Source organism: Acinetobacter sp. T_3_1 (genome assembly GCF_025377055.1).
GTDB lineage: Bacteria > Pseudomonadota > Gammaproteobacteria > Pseudomonadales > Moraxellaceae > Acinetobacter > Acinetobacter kookii.
Window position 1 is genome coordinate 39976 of sequence record NZ_JACHVD010000005.1, and the last position, 18090, is coordinate 58065.

The following is an 18090-nucleotide window of genomic DNA, read 5'->3' on the forward strand; positions in this document are numbered from 1 at the left end:
ATATCTGAAAGCGATAATCAAATACCGATATATTATTTATCATTCCATTTTAAATATTTCATGATGATCAACATTTTCAACAAGTATAAGAATCTCATGTCTATTTTAACCCACCCCAATGTACCCTCTGCCCTGAAGCATAAGCGTGCAACGGCGACGGTATTTGAAGACCCTTTATCACAGGCGCTGCTTGCCCGTATTGAACAGATTGCGCCAAGTGAAGCCAATGCGTTGATTATTGGCGACACCGGTACAGGCAAAGAACTGGTCGCCCGGCAAATCCATCAGCTCAGCCATCGCGCCAAAGGCCCGTTTGTGGCGGTGAACTGTGGCGCTTTCACAGAATCACTGGTGGAAAGTGAACTTTTTGGACACGAAAAAGGCGCTTTTACCGGTGCCATCCATACCCGCGTGGGCTGGTTTGAAGCGGCGCATAATGGCACCCTGTTTCTGGATGAAATTGGCGATTTATCGCTGTCGATGCAGGTCAAATTATTACGGGTGTTACAGGAACGCGAGATTGTGCGCGTCGGTTCACTCAAGCCGATTCCGATCAATGTGCGCATTATTGCCGCGACCAATGTCGATCTGGAAAAAGCCGTGCAGGACGGACGTTTCAGGGAGGATTTATTCTATCGCCTGCATGTAGCCTTACTCAAAATTCCAAGGCTTTCAGAGCGTCGCGATGACATTCTGCCGCTAGCCAAACACTTTATTCAGGTCTACCAGACCGACCCGCATGCGACCCCGTTGCGCCTCAGCCAACTGGCGCTTAAGAAACTAACTTTACACTCTTGGCCCGGCAATATCCGCGAGCTGGAAAACACCATTCACCATGCCGTTTTAGTCAGTAAAAATGGCGTGATTGAACCGGAAGATATTACGTTTTCCAGTATTCAATCGGTTGCCCAGAAAGCTGAACCTTTTAGCTTTGCTTCAATTTCTGCGGTGAATGGAACGATTAAGGATCTTCAGGATGCAGGACAACTTTTGGAACAGACATTTCAAAGTATTTTTCAGTCTTCGGAACAGTTTAAGCAGACTAATATCAATGAGCTGATAGAAGAAAAATTTATTCGCAGTGCCTATGAGTACTGCCAGTACAACCAGGTACATACTGCAAAATTATTAGGCGTGACCCGTAATGTCATTCGTACCCGGTTAATTAAATATGGTTTATTATAAATATCCACTCATTTATTTTATTCCGCTTTTATTTTGCTATTTAAATTTTAACCAGTTAATAAAAAACCTCGATTTATTTATCGAGGTTTTTTATTAGACTTCTTTTATAAATTGCCTTTATTTACCCCTAGTGAGAAAAATAAAGAGGGTGTGAATAATTATGAAAGAAGTCTATTTTAATGATTTTTATTTCTATTATTCTACGGAATTACGTTTCCAGGCCGTAAAGTATTTTTCCAGACCAATTAAAATATAGTTAAACGATAATCCGACTAAGGTAATCACTAAAATTCCCACGAACATTTGCGGAATTTCAAAACTAAATTGTGAATACATAATCAGATAGCCCAGTCCTGCTTTGGCACCAAACATTTCTACTGCCACCAAAGCCAGGATCGAGATCGCTCCGGCCAAGCGGATGCCGACAAAAATAGTCGGTACAGAAGCAGGTAAAATCACTTTACGGAACAGTTGATAGGGTTTTAAGCCCATGGTCCGTGCAGATTTAATTAATAGTGGATCAACCGTTTGTACACCGGTAATGGTATTTAAAAGAATCGGCCAGGTGCAGGCATAAACCAGTAAACTGATTTTCGAGGCTTCACCAATGCCTAAAAATAAAATAAACAGCGGCATTAAGGCCAGCGCTGTAGTATTACGAAACAGTTCCAGTAATGGATTGAGAGTTTCTGCCACCAGTTTGTACCAGCCGATCACCAAACCCAGTGGAATGGCAATCGCCAGTGCCAGTACAAAACCGACAATTGAACGGCGAATACTGGCAAAGAAATGCGTACCCAATTGACCGCTTTGATAGAGCTGCCAGGCCGTTTCCAATACGGTGGATAATGGCGGTAAAAATGCCGGACTGACCACACCTGTTCGAGGTAAGGTTTCCCAAAGCAATAAAAATAATATGATGGCGATACTGCGTTTAAAAATGGTGTTCAGCCAGCTGAGTTCCAGGCGTGGTTTTGACGGGCTAAAGGTCGGGCTATGCGGAATCGCCTGTTGAGTCGATGACATGATGAATAATCCTCAATTTTATTTATGCATGAGCAAGCTGTTTATCTTTTTCGAGTGCTTGTGCCTTAATCACTTCTTCGCTTAAAAGCGACCAGATTTGATGACGAATTTTGCCGTATTCAGCCGTTGAACGGATGTCCTCATCTTTGGCTTTCAGGCTGGCCGGAATATCGATGATCTCCTTAATTCGTCCCGGTCTAGAGGTCATAATCGCCACGCGCTGGCTCAGGAAAATTGCTTCATCAATACTATGAGTAATGAAAACAATGGTCTTTTTAGAGGACTGCCAAATCTTGATCAGCTCTTCTTGCAGGGTTTCACGGGTTTGTGCATCCAGTGCAGCAAAGGGTTCATCCATCAATAAAATTTCAGGTTCATAGGCAAGGCTGCGTGCAATCGCGACACGCTGTTTCATGCCGCCTGAAAGTTCATTGGGATAATGTTTTTCAAAACCGGACAGCCCCACCAGTTGTAGATAATACTGGGCTTTTTCACGGCGGGTTTTCTTGTCGACACCTTTGGCTTCCAGGCCAAATTCAATATTTTCTAGAGCGGTCAGCCAGGGATATAAGGCATATTGCTGGAAGACGATGCCGCGGTCCAGACCCGGTTGGGTAATCTGTTTACCACTGAGCAGAATCTGCCCCGAAGAAGGTCTGGTCAGCCCGGCAATCAGGTCCAGCAAGGTCGATTTACCGCAGCCACTTGGCCCCACAATCGAGACAAATTCACCTTGCTGAATATCCAGCGTGACATTTTCCACTGCCACAAATTCCGGTTTGTAATTCCTGCTGTTGGGATGGTTCTGTGCAGGAAAAACTTTCCGCACATGATCTAGATTTAAAGCACTGGTCATGATTTTATTCCTTATATTTCTTAATTTTTACAGTTGCATATGGGTTAAAGGCATTGCTGTACAAGGTTTTTACATTGAGCTGATTGGCTTTGAGTTTCTGTTCACTTACCAGCGCATTGACCCAAGGCTCGAAGTCTGCATCTTTTTGTACGCCGCCAATTTCAGCGACACCCGTGCCGGTATAAAACGGAATCAGCACTTTGGTTTCATTGCGCTGACGCTTATCAATGATGCTTTCCATACGCGCAATAATTTGTTCTTTAGGCGTGTGATGTAGCCACTCTTGGGCACGTGCCACGCCATTCACAAAAGTTTTGGCAATTTCTGGATGCTGTTGAATAAAATCGTGTCGCATCGCATAACTGCCTGCAGTAAATGCTCCATACAATTCAATATCTTTAAAGATTGGACGCACGCCACCTGTTTTCAGGGCGCGTTTTTCCAAAATGCCCGAGAACACGGCAATATCAATTTGTCCATTACGCAGTGCCTGTTCGGTACTCACTGGCGGCAACACAATCAGTTCAACTTCACGGATTTCTTCCGAGGTTAATCCATGACGTGCCAAATAATCTTTAATCACAAACTCGTAGTGTGCGCCAAAGGCATTCACCGCAACCTTTTTGCCAATGAAATCGCGTGCTTTACGGATCGGACTGTTTTCAAGCACATAAAAACCCACATTCATTTCCGCATCACTGCCATAGGAGGCCACCACAGGAACCACATCCAGCCCTGCAGCGATGACTTTCACCATAGCCCCATTAAAGGCTGAGGCAAAATCGACATCGCCAGCAACCAGGGTGAGTAAATCTTGTGGCCCACCTTGCACCGTACCGACATAGTCCAATTTAATCTTGCCGAAATAACCCAGATCCTGTGCCAGTTCCGGCAAAGACACTAAGCCCGGATAACTCTGGTAGCGTAAGGTAGGCGTGGTTTTCGCATTTTGTGGTTCCACCTGCTGGCTACTACAACCCGCAATAATGCTGGCACTGATGGTTACAGCTGCTAAGGCTTTTTGCCAAAATTTAGGAAGTATTTTCATTATTATTTGCTCCTATACACGTTGCTGCCAGCGCAGCACTTTGCTTTCAATACGGGTCAGCGCTGCATTTAAAATCACACCGATGATGCCGATGCTGAACATGCCTAAAATAATCAGAGATACGTTGAACTGTTCCCGCCCGCGGATCACCAGGTTACCCAGACCGACCCCGTAATTGGCCAATAGAAATTCTGAACCCACGGTCGCCAGCCAGGCGAAAATCAAACCGAGTTGCAGACCGACAAAAATCTGCGGACTGGCTGCCGGTAAAATCAGCTTGCGGTAGGTATACAGTTTCGGAAATTGATAGACTTTTGCGACTTCACTGTATTTCACGCTGATGCTGCTCACGCCTTCCAGGCTATGCAGTGCCACGGGATAAAATACCGAAAGGCTGATAAACAGGATTTTTGCGCCGTTGCCATAACCTAAAAAGGTTGAAATTAAAGGCAACCATGCAAACAGTGAGACCTGACGTAATACGTTAAAGCCGGGTGCAAATAACCAGTTGATCCAGCGTGTGGTGCCTAAGGCCACACCGAAAGCAACACCCAGACTGGCGCCAATGACATAACCCGCAAAATTACGGCTTAAGCTCGCCGCAAAACCCTGCCAGAATTCGGCTTGGCTAAAGCTCTGGATTGCACTGCTGAATACCGTGAGGGGAGATGGAATCAGTTTGGCATCCAGCCACTGTAAGACGGAAGCGGTCGCCCAAAGTGCAATAAATACCAAGGGTAAAATCAAGGCTTGCAGCACTTTAATGCTTTTTTCCACAGCTGGATTTACACGGATAGCTGACTTTTCAAGACTGAGTTCTGACATGATTAACCCCCTACCCGTGTTGCATAAAAACGAGCAAGGCGTTCAAAGGCAGCCAACACGCTGTCCAGAACAAAGCCCGTAATGCCAATGAAAATGATGCCCATAAACACAATATCCAGCTGCATCAACTGACGGCCCCAGACCATCAGGAAACCAATCCCTTCACTACTGGCCAAAAGTTCAACAAAAACCAAGGCCAACCAGGCCTGCATCACGCCTTGGCGTAAGCCGCTAATGATGGCGGGCAAGCTTGCAGGCAAGATCACCTGGAAAAAAGTCTGGAACTTGGAAAACTGGTAGACCTGTGCCACTTCAATTAAACGGCTCGGAACCTGCTGAATGCCTTTAAAGGTTGCGATCAGCACCGGAGATACCACAGCCAAAGAAATGGCCACAATTTTTAAAGCTTCATCAATACCTAAAAAAATCATCAGCAGTGGAATCCAGCCAATAATCGGAAACTGGGTCAGGAGCTGAATCGTCGGCAAGACAAAGCGCTGTGCACGTTGCGACAGTGCAAACCAGACTCCGAGACCGAGTCCCAGGCTCACCCCTAAAGCCACACTCCAGAAAATGCGTTTTGTACTGACCAGGAAATGAAATTGCAGATCACCTGACTGCCAGAGTTCAACCGTTGTACTCCAGACCAGCTGCGGTGCCGGTAAAATCTGTTCCGGCAACCATTGGCGTAGGGTGGCCACATACCAGAGTCCCAGCAGCAGCACGGGTACAAGCAGACCACAAGCCAATTGCAAGGTTACGCTCAGGTACTTCTTAAAAAATCCAAATGCACTACGGTAACTTTGCCACTGTACCGAATGTGCGGTTACATTCGTAAGGCTCATGATTCTTGTCCTTCTGCTATATGTTTTGAACCATCAGGTTTTAAAAAAGAAATAAATGCCTGATCTCGCAAGATCAGTAAAATTAATGCCAGAAATGCCAGACCAATCGGGAAAAATAGGTTTTGCAGACCGATGCTGGCACCCAATGCCGCTCCCAGAAATCCGCCAAACAAGCCGCCGGTTGGTCCAACCAGGGCTAAAATTGGGGAGATTTTTGCCATTGCCGTTTGTTCACCCACTTTGGCAAAGGACATGAAATTTGCGATATGCAGCATGCCCAAACCGAGTCCCAACATCAGCGATGCAGGCCACATCCAGAGCGTGACCGGTGTCAATGCCAAAATCAGTAAGGCGCTACTGATCAGGCCTAATCCGATCAAGTAAAATTTCTGGTATCCCACCAGTTCCGCCAAACCGCCCAGGGTAAAAAGTGAACCGACAAAAATGATGCCTTGTGTGGTGAGCAACATCACCGCCATAGATTCCGGTAAAGCGAAACTCTGGATCGCAATCACCACAATAAAAAAGCCAAAATAGTTATTCGCGACACTGCTTAAAAATTCCAGAGCGCAAATCACCCGTAATGGCGCATGGGTTTTCAGCAAGGCCAGTGGTGCAACCACGTCTCGCCATTGAAAACTCGGCGTACTTTGAGTGTGGTGATGAACTTTTTGAAAGCAAAACGGTGCAAAAAATAATGTGCCCAAAAACAGCAATGCCACGCAGTAAAAACTGCCGCTATAACCAAAATGCTCGATCAGCAATACACTTAAAGCAGGAGCAATCAGAAAGAACCCCATCATGTGTGAACCACGGAACCAGCCGGCTTTGGCTGGCCCTAATCGCTTCAGATTGCTTAAAAACACGGTATTGATGGAGACAAAGCGCATCGGCAAGAAGCAGCTCACCAGTGCGGTTAAAATCATCAGATACCAGGCATTGGCGTGTAAGGGGGTAAGAAAATACAATACGGCCCCCACTACACTGCCGATGCTAAATACCTTCAATGAACCTAAACGCTGTACCAGAACGCCAATCGGCAAGGCCATCAATAAAATGCCAATGTTTTGTGCTGCAGAGATCAAACCGAGTTGCAGTTCAGATGCGTTCAGGTGTACGGCATAAAGTGAAATCAGGACCCGTGCCACCCCTACGCCCAAACCGGCAATAATCGTGAGCAGCACAAAACTGCTCATAAATTTTGCGGTCAGCGGAGTGGTCACAACATTGCTTTCAATGGGATTCATAACCAGGTCCTGAATTATTTCGGCTGACCGTTGGCATTAAATGCACGCCAATAGTTCTGCAAATTCAGTTCTTTTAAAGCATTGTTTAAATACTTGGGTTCGTACCAGGTTTTGGTATCCACATCACGGCGGATGAGTCTTGCGTCTTTGGCAATTTTTAATGCGCTGTCAATCTGTGCACGATGAAACTCATCCAGTAATGGCGAAGTACGGTCTTTCAGGTTCCAGCCATCCCAGGTTTTTTGATAGTCGACCAGTGGAATACCGCTTTGTGACCACAGCTTATACTGGGTGACACGGTTGGCTTCTTCAGAGCTCCATTTCGCCTGTTTGATCAGCGTGGTAACGACACGCTGCGTCACTTCCGGGTACTGTTTTTCAAAACTTTCGGTTACCCAAAAATGTGCCAGTGGGGCAACTTTCGGATCTTTAATTTCAATTAAGGTCTTGGCGACTCCACGTGAAACCAGACTAAAGGGTGACGTAATCGCGGCATCAATATCTCCGGTGGCCAGTGCTGTACGCGCAGAGTAAGCGTCTTGTGAAATCACGCGTAAATCACGCTCAGTAAAGCCATATTTAGCCAGAACACGGTTAAAAACGATCTGTTGGTTTGTCCCTTTAAAGATTGAAAATTTCTTGCCCTTTAAGTCTGCAAATGACTTGGCATTTGAACCCGCAGGAACGACCACATAGGTTGGACCAAAGCGACCGGTTGAAAACAGAACCTTGGTTTTAAGACCCGTTGAACGACCCACCAATGACGGCAAGTCCCCATGTAAAGCAAAATCGACTTTACCGTTGGCTAAGGCTTCATTGGTGGCAGGCCCTGCACCCGGAAAGAATAACCACTTCACCGCAATGCCATCTTTCTTAAATTCCTGTTCCAACACACCACGTAAATGCGCTGAAGCAACAAAGCTCCCGCCTGTTTTTGGCTTACCGCCTTCACCGGCACCCGACATAGAAATGCGGATTTCTTTCGGATTGGCTGCATGGATGTGTAAACTTAGACCGAATGCGGAGAGGGCTAGAAATGTGGCCGCAATTTTTTTAGAAAAAAGTTTCATTAAATCTGTTCCTTAACAATCAAAATTAAAAGGTGTACTGGAATTGCGCCTGCAATTCGTTGGTGTCTTTTTGGGTTGCAGTCTCAATGTCATAGATGTAGTGATTGAGCTGTAACTGGAATTTGGTGGTCTGCGCAAAAAACAGGTTTAGGCCGAGTGAGTGAATGTCATATTCACCTACACGGCCACTTGCGCTATCGAGATAATCTTGCTGATTTTTATTCGGGTTATAGCTGTCGTAACGGTAGTAACCCTGAACCGATTTCGGCCAGAAATCATCAAACTTGGCATTGGATTTAATGCTGTTATAGAACTGGTCACCCAAGGTATAGAACGCTGTTACGGTATGACCTTCTGCTTTGGCTTCTTTTATGGCAGCTACAGTCGTGTCGATGTAATCGGTTTTGCCTTGCAAATATTCATAAGTCACGCCAAACGGTGCATGGTTGTAATACAGGTCAAAACCGAGACGGTCACGTTTGGCCTGGTTATCGCTAATACCAGAGCCGGATAATTTTGCTTCACCTTTAATATAGGAAGCGCCAAATTTCAGCTCACGAAGCCAGCTGGCATAATCGACAGGCAAGGTAAAGGCCACGCGACCGATATAGTCTTTGCTGTTGTTGTCATCGGCTTTGTTGCTGCCATTGCCATTGGTCACCCCAAGTGCATATTCAAATAAAGGCGCACGGTAGTTCGCGCCATAGTCCACAAAGGGCTTGGCATCGCCACGGACAATGAAACCGTTTTGACGGGTAAACAGCCCCAAATACGTCGGTGCAGATGCGGTACTGATAGTGGGGCGCAAGTCTTCCGGAGACTGCACATCCAGACCAAATGGCAAGAGCTGTTGACCCAAAGTCAGGTTCAGCCTGGGAACTTCTGCACCGCCATTGGTGGAAAATACGTGATAGCGCAGGTAAGCATCCAGCAAGTTAAAGTTACTGTTGTTGCTGCCATCATTACGTTTTGAATAGCCAAAAGAGGCCTGGTAATCGAGGTTTTTGCCTTCGTTATAATCTTTAAACAAGTTACCGCGCACGCCCAGCAATGCCGTACCCACATCGAAGCTCGATTTAGGCGTATTGGGTGCAGTGTTATTGTCCTGCACATTGGCACGCAATTGCACCGTACCGAATAAAGTCGTATCACGGGTCGACTTTACGGTTTGGCGTTCGTACTGACGCGACTGGTCGTATTTATAGTTTTCAATATCGGTTCTTAAACCTTCAATGTCGTCGGATGTTGCAGGGGTTGCTTCCGCCGTTAGGGCTTCATCACCAGTTTCGCTGTCTTGAGCTGTCAGCTCTTCGCTGTTATCTGCATTTACAACCGGCGGTTTTTTTGTGGTTGTTGAGCTTTTTGCTTCCACTACATTTAAACGCTGCTGCAAAACTTCAATCTGCTGTTTAAGTCCCTCCAATTGCTTGTTGAGAGTGGCATCCTGGGCAAAGCTAAAACTCGATGTCGTCGTCAGAATCAATCCAATCGCAACAGTTAAACTCGTCTTTCTCATTGTTACATTCACTTCATCTATTATTTAAAAAACAAAATTTCCCCTACCTCATGCCAGAGGCATGAGGTTGTTTCAATTTCCTGAGTAGTTAGGTTTAAGCGGCCTGGTTGTTTTTCAGTTTGTGTTCAACCTGCGTACCTTTGAAAAAGTCCGGATTGTTCGCGGTATAGAACTGGTATGGGTTGGTGAACACCAAGGACTTGAAGTCTTCTGCCGTAATGGCGCCTTCTTGCACCAAGTCCCAAGTTTCTGCCAAGGGCTCGGTTAATTCAGGCACATCCCAATGGCCTGAATCGGATGAGTACAGGGCATTAATTTTTTGACCAAATGGATTACCTTTGGGATTCAATGCACCCACGATGGTGCGATCGTCTGCTTCATTGCCAAAATAGAAGTTCGGTACCCAACGGTCCCAGATATCCTGTTTGGTTTGAATTTTGGCCAAGGCAAAATCATTGATTTCTTCAGGTTTTTGCGCCTGGAAACGTGAGGTCGATGCCACACCAAACAAGCTTTCAATGATTTCTTGGTCATTCAGCTCACGACCCTGGTACAGGGTATGCCCATATTGACGATAAAGCTCTAACGCCAATTCACGGTTTAGACGTTCAGGGTTGTACTGTTGCACATGCTCATTACCGCGTTTTTCAAAACGGTCAACCAGATGCGTCAACACGTTTTGACCCCATGCTGCGCCTGCTTCTAGCAAGGCAATACGAAGCTGTGGAATACGCTCAGTCACGCCACCAAAGAACAGGGCTTTGGCCAAGGCTTCAGAGGCATCGGCAAAGTGGTTAATGTGGTTAAACATGTAGTTGCTTGGCGAGTTGCGTGCTACCCAGCTTTGGCTGCCCGAATGGGTCGACAGGTTTATGCCCAAATCCACGCTCTTTTGCCAGAACGGGTCGTAGTCATATTCACTGTCGATACCAAAGAAATCCAACCAATAGGCATAACGACGCAGATCGCTATCTTCGGGATATTTCTCTGCGACGGCTTGAATTGGACGACGTACTGCTCCCGGAATTAACGCTGCTTTTAGACCGAGCTTTTGGGCAAATTCAAGCTCTTCAATGCCTTCTTGTGGGGTATTCAGTGGAATCGCAGCCACTGGGGTTAAACGGTCGGCATAGGGTTTATAAATATCCGCATGGAAATGGTTAATCGCACGGGTTAAAGACAAACGTAAATCGTCATTGGATGAATTGATTGGGAACAAAGCCAGGTTTGGATACAGCACGGCATAGTCTGTTCCGAGTTCTTCTAAACGCTCATACAATAGCCCCGGCAAAGCAACCGTGGCCAAGTCATAGGTATTTTCTGAAGGCAATGCCCAAAATGGCGGGCGGAACAAACGACGGTTTTGACGTTCTTCTGGGCTGGCGTTGTACCACTCTGCCGCCAAAGCATTTAAACCGTTACTTTTTAAATGGCTACGGAACACATCCACCACACGTGAACCCCCGTACTGCGCAATATAGTCTTCAAGTGCAGGACTGTAGGCATTGGTATGAATGTCCGTATCAATCACTGGAAAATCGAGCTGAGAACGCAATTGAGCCGCACGCGATTGTTTTGCCTTTAAATCTTTTAAAATTGTCATGAGGTTTACCTAATTTCTTATCATTACACCTCCCTGTTATTACAACAAGCGTGCCAACAATTTAAGTCATTGTTTTATATATTTTTATTAAAATAATCCCGAGTATTTATGTTGCTTTTCCATCGGTTTTACTGTTGATTTTTCAACACCTGCTTATATCAATTCAGCTGTAAATACACTTTCATTTTCTATTTTATGAATAAAGAATTTCTGCATAGATCACTGCTCTGATGAAAATTTCAGCCGTAAAAAAACCCGCAATTTGCGGGTTCTTAAAAGCCTGTTGTTTTAAGCAGATTTTTTGCCTTTATTGCTTAATCTGGTGGCAAATGCTGTGACACGCTGATAACCGGTCGGTAAAATGCGCTGGATTAAATCCAAGGTTTTGGCATCGTTGCCAATCAGCAGACGGCGCTTGTCTTTTTGCACAGCTTCAATAATTTGGCGGGCAGCCTCTTCAGGCGGACAACGCAATAATTTGTTAAAAGACCTGGCCGATTTTTCCGGATGCATGCCCAAAGTTCGAATACTGTCATTCATTTTTGCCGCATTGGCAATATTGGTCCGGATGCCGCCCGGATGCACACAGAGTGCACTCACGCCACAGTTTTCCAGGTCCAGTTCCTGACGCAGCGATTCGGTAAAACCACGTACCGCAAACTTGGTGGCATTATAGGCAGACTGGGTCGGCTGTGCCGTTAGACCAAACAGGCTGGAAATATTGATAATATGCCCTTCACCCGATTGCTTGATTAAAGGCAGGAATTCCTTGGTCCCATACACCACGCCCCAGAAATTAATATTCACAATCCATTCCAGCTCTTCATACGAAGCGCCTTCCACGGTTGAACCCAATGCCACACCGGCATTATTAAAAATCATGTTGACCGAGCCATGGTCCTGAACGGTTTCAGCAGCCCAGTCACGCACTTCTTCCAGTTTGGCCACATTGACTTTTTTCGTGGTCACACGGACATGACTGTCTTTGACCAGTTCAACTGTTTTTGCCAAACCCTGTTCATTGACATCACTCAAGGACAAATGACAGCCCTGCTGCGCCAAAAGTACGGCCAATTGCTGCCCAATACCCGACCCCGCACCGGTAATGGCTGCGACTTTATTTTTAAAATTTTTCATGAGCTATCCTTATTCAGTTTTCTGCCTCAGCCAGCTAAACATCTCGATTGTTTTTCTGTCTGGAAGATTGCAGTTCATCCATCCAATATAATTTTGACAATAATCATTGTCAATATAATATATCGTCTATCCATCCCTGCTGGAAAATCTGCGGCTTTGTTTTACACATAGGTCTGAAGATAAATTATTGTTAATATAAGGCAAAACCTCGATTTCATTTGGCACACCACATTTATGACTGAACAGCACAAAAATTTCGAAGAAAATCAAAATAAACCGGCAAAAATCAAAGAACGTCAATTTAAAGGCCTGTCTTTAAGCGAGCGTAAACAGGCGCGTCGTGAAAAACTGATTGAAGCTGGGATTGAAGCCTATGGTACGCATGGTTTTTTTGCAGTGACTGTGAAAGATATTTGCAATGAAGCCAAACTGACCGAACGCTATTTCTATGAATCCTTTAAGAAAAGTGATGAACTGTTTCAGACCATCTTTTTAAAGCTGATTGACCAGTTGCAGCACAATGTCATGCAGGCCATTATGCAGGCTTCGACCGATCCCAAGAAAATGATCGAAGCCGGTCTCACTGCCCTGCTCACTACCTTAAAAGACAATCCACGCATGGCGCGGATTATCTATATCGATGCCATGCTGGTGCAGGAACTGCATAACCAGGCCACCATCCATGAAACTATGCTGCGTTTTGACCGCATGATTCATGCTTTTGTGATGCTGATGATGCCCAACATTAACCGCTCTGAACGTGAAATTTCGATGATCTCGACCGGCTTGAATGGCTATGTCACCCAAATTGCCATTCGCTGGGTCGTCAGTGGTTTTAAACCCTCAATGGAGGAGGTTCTCTCTTCTTGCAGTGTGGTTTTTTTAGCGCTGCTCGATACTTTTTCAGAAAAAGAAAAAATATGATTTAAGCGCGGCGACTTTCACAAAACCGTAAAAAATGCTCAACGCCTTGAATTTAATATATTTATCTAACTGATTTATTTTAAATTCTTGATTGTATCTTATTAAAATTGTGACAATTTTTTGCGAAATCCAGCCGAACTACCTATTCTGCAATGATACTGTCATAATTAATCTTTGTAATAAGCCTGTCATAAATATAAAACGGTCCACCGTTTACGTGAAATAGGGTATTGCGCTGTGAAAGATGACTATATATTAATCGTCGATGATGAGCTCCCGATCCGGGAAATGATCCATACCTCGCTGGATATGGCGGGCTTCCAATGCCTACAGGCTGAAGATGCCAAGCAGGCCCACCAGATGATTGTGGATCAACGCCCTGTGCTTATTCTACTCGACTGGATGTTACCTGGTGGTGTCAGCGGTGTAGACCTGTGCCGCCGTCTGAAACGCGATGAAACCCTATCAGAAATTCCCGTGATCATGCTTACTGCCCGCGCTGAAGAAGACCATAAAGTACAAGGTCTGGATGCCGGTGCAGATGACTACATGACCAAACCGTTTTCCACCCGTGAACTGGTTTCCCGCATTAAGGCCGTGTTACGCCGTGCCAATGCCCTAAGCGGTGAAAAAACCATTGATGCCAATGGTCTGGTACTCGACCCTGTCAGCCAGCGGGTCAGTCATGGTCCGAATATTTTAGAAATGGGACCTACAGAATATCGTCTATTGGCCTTTTTCATGACGCATCCGGAACGTGCCTATACCCGTGCTCAATTGCTGGATCAGGTCTGGGGTGGTAACGTATATATTGAAGACCGTACCATTGACGTTCATATCCGCCGTTTGCGTAAAGTGCTGGAACCGTTTGGCGCAGACCGTTATGTACAGACGGTTCGTGGTACAGGTTACCGTTTTTCTACCCGCGCAGATGTCGCTCTAGGTTAGTCATCGTTTAGGTCAATTGTGTTTTATGTATGAACCCTACCCCGTCCCAGAACTTGCACGAGAACATAAACAGTTTCGTTACAGCAGTTTATGGACTTTTGCCAAGCAAGATTTACGCCTGCTCGCCTTTTTATTGCTGATTGCAGGTTTAATCGGTTTAGGGATTGGGTATTTCTGGATTTTTATTCTCATTGCCTTTGCAGTGTTTTTTGCCTTGCAGTTACGTTCGCTGTATCTGGTCAATGAATGGATTTCCAACCGTCCTTATGATGTGCCGCCCAGTTTAAACGGCATCTGGGGAGCCTTGCTGTTTAATGTCTACCGTTCGCAGCGTCAGGAACGTATTGTTCAGGCAGAAATGGTCGGTCTGATTGACCGGGCGCAATCTTCACTGGTGGCGCTGGCCGAAGCGGTGGTGCTGATTGATGAAATGCACCAAATTGAATGGTGGAATCCGGCCGCAGAAAAATTACTCGGTATTCAACCGCTGGATCGCGGTCGCAATATTTTAACCATTCTGCGCCAACCCAGTTTCATTGAATATTTTAACCATATTGACGAGGCACCTGATGGCCTGAAAATGAAATCTTCAGCCTTTGAAGACCATTATGTACAGGTCAAGATGACCCGCTTTGGTGGAGAAAGCCGCCTATTGGTCGCTTATGACGTGACCCGCATGCATAACCTGGAACAGATGCGCACAGATTTTGTCGACAATATTTCCCATGAATTACGTACCCCGCTTACCGTACTCAGCGGTTATATTGAAACCTTTACCGACCAGGAAGATTTAAACCCGCGCTGGAAACGTGCTTTCGACCAGATGCAGGCGCAAACCAAGCGCATGAATGCCTTGGTGAATGATTTACTGTTATTGTCGCGTTTGGAAAATGACAAAAAGATCGCGAAGAACCAGATTATTGAAATGCCCAGCCTGATGAACCAGCTGTTTGACGACGCACAGGCCTACAATGTCGACTACCACCATGCGCTCAATCTGGACATTGACAGCCATTGCGACCTGATTGGCTCCGAAACTGAACTGGCGAGTGCCTTTAGCAACCTGATTACCAATGCCATTAAGTACACCCCTAAAGGTGGAACCATCACCATGGGCTGGCATGATGACGGTGAACACGGCATCTTTACCGTTCAAGATACCGGCATCGGAATTGATCCCAAACATCTGCCACGTTTAACCGAACGTTTCTATCGGGTCGATAGCGCCCGTAGCCGTCAAACCGGTGGCACCGGTTTGGGTCTGGCCATTGTAAAACATGTGCTGATGCAACACGGCGCACATCTGGAAATTGAATCCAAAGAGAACCAAGGCTCGACCTTTAAAGTCATTTTCCCTAAAGAGCGCCTGTACAAACCCTGCTAGACCTGCCTGTTTTAACCCCCGATTAAAGCACAGTCCACCTGCCTGTATTAAGTCAGGCCCTGTTCCTTAAACTTGGCTCGCTGAAAGGCAGGACGTTCCTCAAGACGTTTCAGATACTTAGCGATATGCGGATATGAACCGGAGACTCTGGATTGAATGGCATCAAGTGGAAACCACATCTGAATATCGGCAAAAGAAAATGTTCCGGCAAAATATTCATGCTTGGATAAATAATCTTCTAGATAAGCAATATGCTCTTTTAAACGCGGATGAATAAATCCTGCTTTCACCCCAGCAGTAATTTTATGTGCCACCGGCTTAATCAGCCAAGGAACATGTTTGGGCACATTGCTTATCACCAGTTGCATCACCAATAAAGGCATTAATGAACCTTCGGCATAGTGCATCCAGTAGCGGTATTGTTGCTGATCTTTTTTGGCCGTCGGTTTAAATTTCTGCGCTGTATCATAGCTTTCCTGCAAATGTTGCAAAATCACCGCCGATTCAACAATAGTTTGGTCTTCATCGGTCAAGATGGGTGCTTTAGCCAAAGGATGAACCAGTTTTAATTCAGGCGGTGCAGCCAGCGTGGGTAGACGTTTATAAAATTTGACCTGGTAATCTTGAGCCAGTTCTTCTAAAGCCCATAAAATTCTAAAAGAACGAGATTGATCTAAATGGTGTAGTGTAATCATTATCTGTTGATCCCTATTTTTATATTTTGCTTATGACCGGTCATGTTAAAAAATGACATTTCTTTGCCCACAATGTCAGGTGTATCGGGTCACGTATTTAAAGCAGAACCGTGTTAATTTCCAGACTGCGTAACAGTGTCTTGGTCACTGGTGTTTTACTGCTGATGTCTAAAACTTTTTGCTGTAGCTCATCCGATAAGGGCTGAGCAAAAGACAAGCGACGCTCAATCCATTCTTTGCCTTCCTTATTGGCATTAAAATCGGCTTCTACTGAAAACTGACCGAGCTCTATGCCTTTATGACGGGCATACATACGCAAGGTAATCATGGTGCAAGAAATCAGTCCTGAACAAATCCAATCATAAGGTGCAGGACCTTGATCCTGCCCGCCAAAGGATTCGGGTTTGTCGGTAATAAACTGGTGTTTTCCGCTTTTCACTTCGCCTGACCAGGGTTCAGCCAAGCTCTGTACTTCTGCATTTGCAATAATTGACATATTCACAAAATCCTGAATTTTATCGTTATTTTGAAGCACGCATCTTATCGGGGAATGCGGGTGCTTCCAGACGGGGGCCAGGATAGTCAGGAATGGTACCAAAACGGTCATCCTGAGCAATCCAGTGGTCACGGGCTTGGCAAAGCTCTTCCTGAGTCCGCCCGACAAAGTTCCACCACAGTAATATTGGTGACTCGAAGGGTTCCCCACCCAACAATAAAACGCGGCTGCCTTTATGCAAGCGGATGTCAATTTCAGTCATGCCTGGCTCCAGCACCACCATGTTATCTTCCGTCAGTTCATGTCCATTGACTTCAGCTGCACCCTCGAGTGCCATAAAACCATATTCAAATTTTGGATTCAATTGAATTCGGGTGGTTGTGGACTCCTGTGCGGTTAAATCCACACCCAGCAATTCACTATGCACCGCAACCGGTGACTGGGTCTGTAAGAACTCACCCACCAATACGGTAAATTCAACCTGATCTCTTTCCACTACCGGCAGTTCGGGATAATGATCAAAACGCGGTGCCATATTAATCTTGTCATCCGGCAAGGCAATCCAGAGCTGGGCTGCATGCATATGGGTTTCGGTTTCCGGTGCCACTTCGGTATGGGAAATTCCATACCCTGCAGTCATTAAATTGACCTGTTTGGGACGAATCAGCTGTTTGGTCCCCAGGCTGTCGGTATGCATCATGGTACCTTCAATCATCCAGGTAAAAGTCTGCAAGCCAATATGCGGATGGGGTCCGACATCTAATCCATCACCTTGGGGAAAAACCACTGGACCGGCATGATCCAGAAAGCACCATGCCCCAATTAAACGCTTATGCCGGCTGGGCAAGGCACGCTTAATCACGGTACCTTGTCCAATTTCCGCACTACGCAAAGGAAACTCCTGAATAAACCGGTTTACATATTTTTCACAATCGTCCGAATTGGAAAGCTCCGTATAGCTGCTATTGGTCATATGCCTATCCCTGAATTTCATGAACGTGACTGTTCTTGACAGTTTTTAATCTATTGTCATCAATCATATAGATTCTTCGTCATTCAGCCTATAGTTAAGTTAATACAGTGAATACCAGGGATAGGACAATATTATTTTTGAAATTTTCTTCATAAAACAAGGTTTAAACGCGATAAATTATTGACTATTTTTACCCTATTCATATGAATTTTATAGGAAAAAAATTTTTTGTCACAATTATAGCGACGACTTACCGAGTCTTCTGTATACAGATATTTTTCCTCAGCATACTATTTCCCTCTGACCAGTCTT

At 45.5% G+C, this 18090-nt stretch carries 17 protein-coding genes; 4 read left to right on the forward strand and 13 right to left on the reverse strand.

Features of this window, described 5'->3' with window-relative positions:
* The first annotated feature begins 96 nt into the window (after positions 1-96).
* The gene (locus H4I94_RS07495) at positions 97-1185 is read left to right on the forward strand and encodes a sigma-54 interaction domain-containing protein (RefSeq protein ID WP_261182629.1); all 1089 of its coding nucleotides are present in this window, start codon (positions 97-99) and stop codon (positions 1183-1185) included.
* Between the two features lie 195 nt (positions 1186-1380).
* On the opposite strand, the gene H4I94_RS07500 is transcribed toward H4I94_RS07495, so the two are convergent.
* The 10 genes from H4I94_RS07500 to H4I94_RS07545 all read right to left on the reverse strand — a co-directional run bounded on the left by H4I94_RS07500 (position 1381) and on the right by H4I94_RS07545 (position 12358).
* Complete coding sequence (locus H4I94_RS07500; RefSeq protein ID WP_261182630.1) at positions 1381-2211, reverse strand: ABC transporter permease; 831 nt, start codon at positions 2209-2211, stop codon at positions 1381-1383.
* 22 nt (positions 2212-2233) lie between these two features.
* Positions 2234-3067 carry an ABC transporter ATP-binding protein gene (locus tag H4I94_RS07505; protein ID WP_261182631.1) on the reverse strand — a complete coding sequence of 278 codons (834 nt, stop codon included), beginning with the start codon at positions 3065-3067 and terminating at the stop codon, positions 2234-2236.
* Between the two features lie 4 nt (positions 3068-3071).
* A complete protein-coding gene (locus H4I94_RS07510; RefSeq protein ID WP_261182632.1) occupies positions 3072-4115 on the reverse strand; it encodes an ABC transporter substrate-binding protein in 1044 nt (347 codons plus the stop codon).
* 12 nt (positions 4116-4127) lie between these two features.
* Positions 4128-4940: an ABC transporter permease gene (locus H4I94_RS07515; protein WP_261182633.1), complete on the reverse strand. Its 813-nt coding sequence runs from the start codon at positions 4938-4940 to the stop codon at positions 4128-4130.
* A gap of 2 nt (positions 4941-4942) precedes the next feature.
* Positions 4943-5785 carry an ABC transporter permease gene (locus tag H4I94_RS07520; RefSeq protein ID WP_131273486.1) on the reverse strand — a complete coding sequence of 281 codons (843 nt, stop codon included), beginning with the start codon at positions 5783-5785 and terminating at the stop codon, positions 4943-4945.
* Positions 5782-7032, reverse strand: coding sequence for an MFS transporter (locus H4I94_RS07525; RefSeq protein WP_261182635.1), 1251 nt, complete (start codon positions 7030-7032; stop codon positions 5782-5784). The genes H4I94_RS07520 and H4I94_RS07525 overlap by 4 nt, the downstream gene beginning before the upstream one ends.
* A gap of 14 nt (positions 7033-7046) precedes the next feature.
* Positions 7047-8102 carry an ABC transporter substrate-binding protein gene (locus tag H4I94_RS07530; protein WP_261182636.1) on the reverse strand — a complete coding sequence of 352 codons (1056 nt, stop codon included), beginning with the start codon at positions 8100-8102 and terminating at the stop codon, positions 7047-7049.
* Between the two features lie 25 nt (positions 8103-8127).
* The gene (locus tag H4I94_RS07535) at positions 8128-9618 is read right to left on the reverse strand and encodes an OprO/OprP family phosphate-selective porin (RefSeq protein ID WP_261182637.1); all 1491 of its coding nucleotides are present in this window, start codon (positions 9616-9618) and stop codon (positions 8128-8130) included.
* 94 nt (positions 9619-9712) lie between these two features.
* Complete coding sequence (locus tag H4I94_RS07540) at positions 9713-11221, reverse strand: amidohydrolase family protein (RefSeq protein WP_261182638.1); 1509 nt, start codon at positions 11219-11221, stop codon at positions 9713-9715.
* 288 nt (positions 11222-11509) lie between these two features.
* A complete protein-coding gene (locus H4I94_RS07545; protein WP_131273491.1) occupies positions 11510-12358 on the reverse strand; it encodes an SDR family NAD(P)-dependent oxidoreductase in 849 nt (282 codons plus the stop codon).
* A 234-nt stretch (positions 12359-12592) separates the two neighbouring features.
* On the opposite strand from H4I94_RS07545, the gene H4I94_RS07550 reads away from it, so the two are divergent.
* The 3 genes from H4I94_RS07550 (at position 12593) to phoR (ending at position 15614) form a co-directional block, all read left to right on the forward strand.
* The gene (locus tag H4I94_RS07550) at positions 12593-13282 is read left to right on the forward strand and encodes a TetR/AcrR family transcriptional regulator (RefSeq protein WP_261182639.1); all 690 of its coding nucleotides are present in this window, start codon (positions 12593-12595) and stop codon (positions 13280-13282) included.
* A gap of 237 nt (positions 13283-13519) precedes the next feature.
* Positions 13520-14230 (forward strand): phosphate regulon transcriptional regulator PhoB, encoded by a 711-nt coding sequence (gene phoB, locus H4I94_RS07555; protein WP_092820044.1) that lies wholly within the window; start codon positions 13520-13522, stop codon positions 14228-14230.
* Between the two features lie 25 nt (positions 14231-14255).
* On the forward strand, positions 14256-15614 hold the full coding sequence (gene phoR / locus H4I94_RS07560) for a phosphate regulon sensor histidine kinase PhoR (protein WP_261182640.1): 1359 nt from the start codon (positions 14256-14258) through the stop codon (positions 15612-15614).
* A 47-nt stretch (positions 15615-15661) separates the two neighbouring features.
* Here phoR and H4I94_RS07565 read toward each other — a convergent pair whose 3' ends face one another.
* The 3 genes from H4I94_RS07565 to H4I94_RS07575 all read right to left on the reverse strand — a co-directional run bounded on the left by H4I94_RS07565 (position 15662) and on the right by H4I94_RS07575 (position 17778).
* Entirely contained in the window at positions 15662-16309 is a 648-nt protein-coding gene (locus H4I94_RS07565) for a glutathione S-transferase (RefSeq protein WP_261182641.1), read from the reverse strand.
* 97 nt (positions 16310-16406) lie between these two features.
* Entirely contained in the window at positions 16407-16805 is a 399-nt protein-coding gene (locus H4I94_RS07570) for an OsmC family protein (RefSeq protein WP_092820130.1), read from the reverse strand.
* A 25-nt stretch (positions 16806-16830) separates the two neighbouring features.
* Complete coding sequence (locus H4I94_RS07575; protein ID WP_261182642.1) at positions 16831-17778, reverse strand: pirin family protein; 948 nt, start codon at positions 17776-17778, stop codon at positions 16831-16833.
* Positions 17779-18090 lie beyond the last annotated feature (312 nt).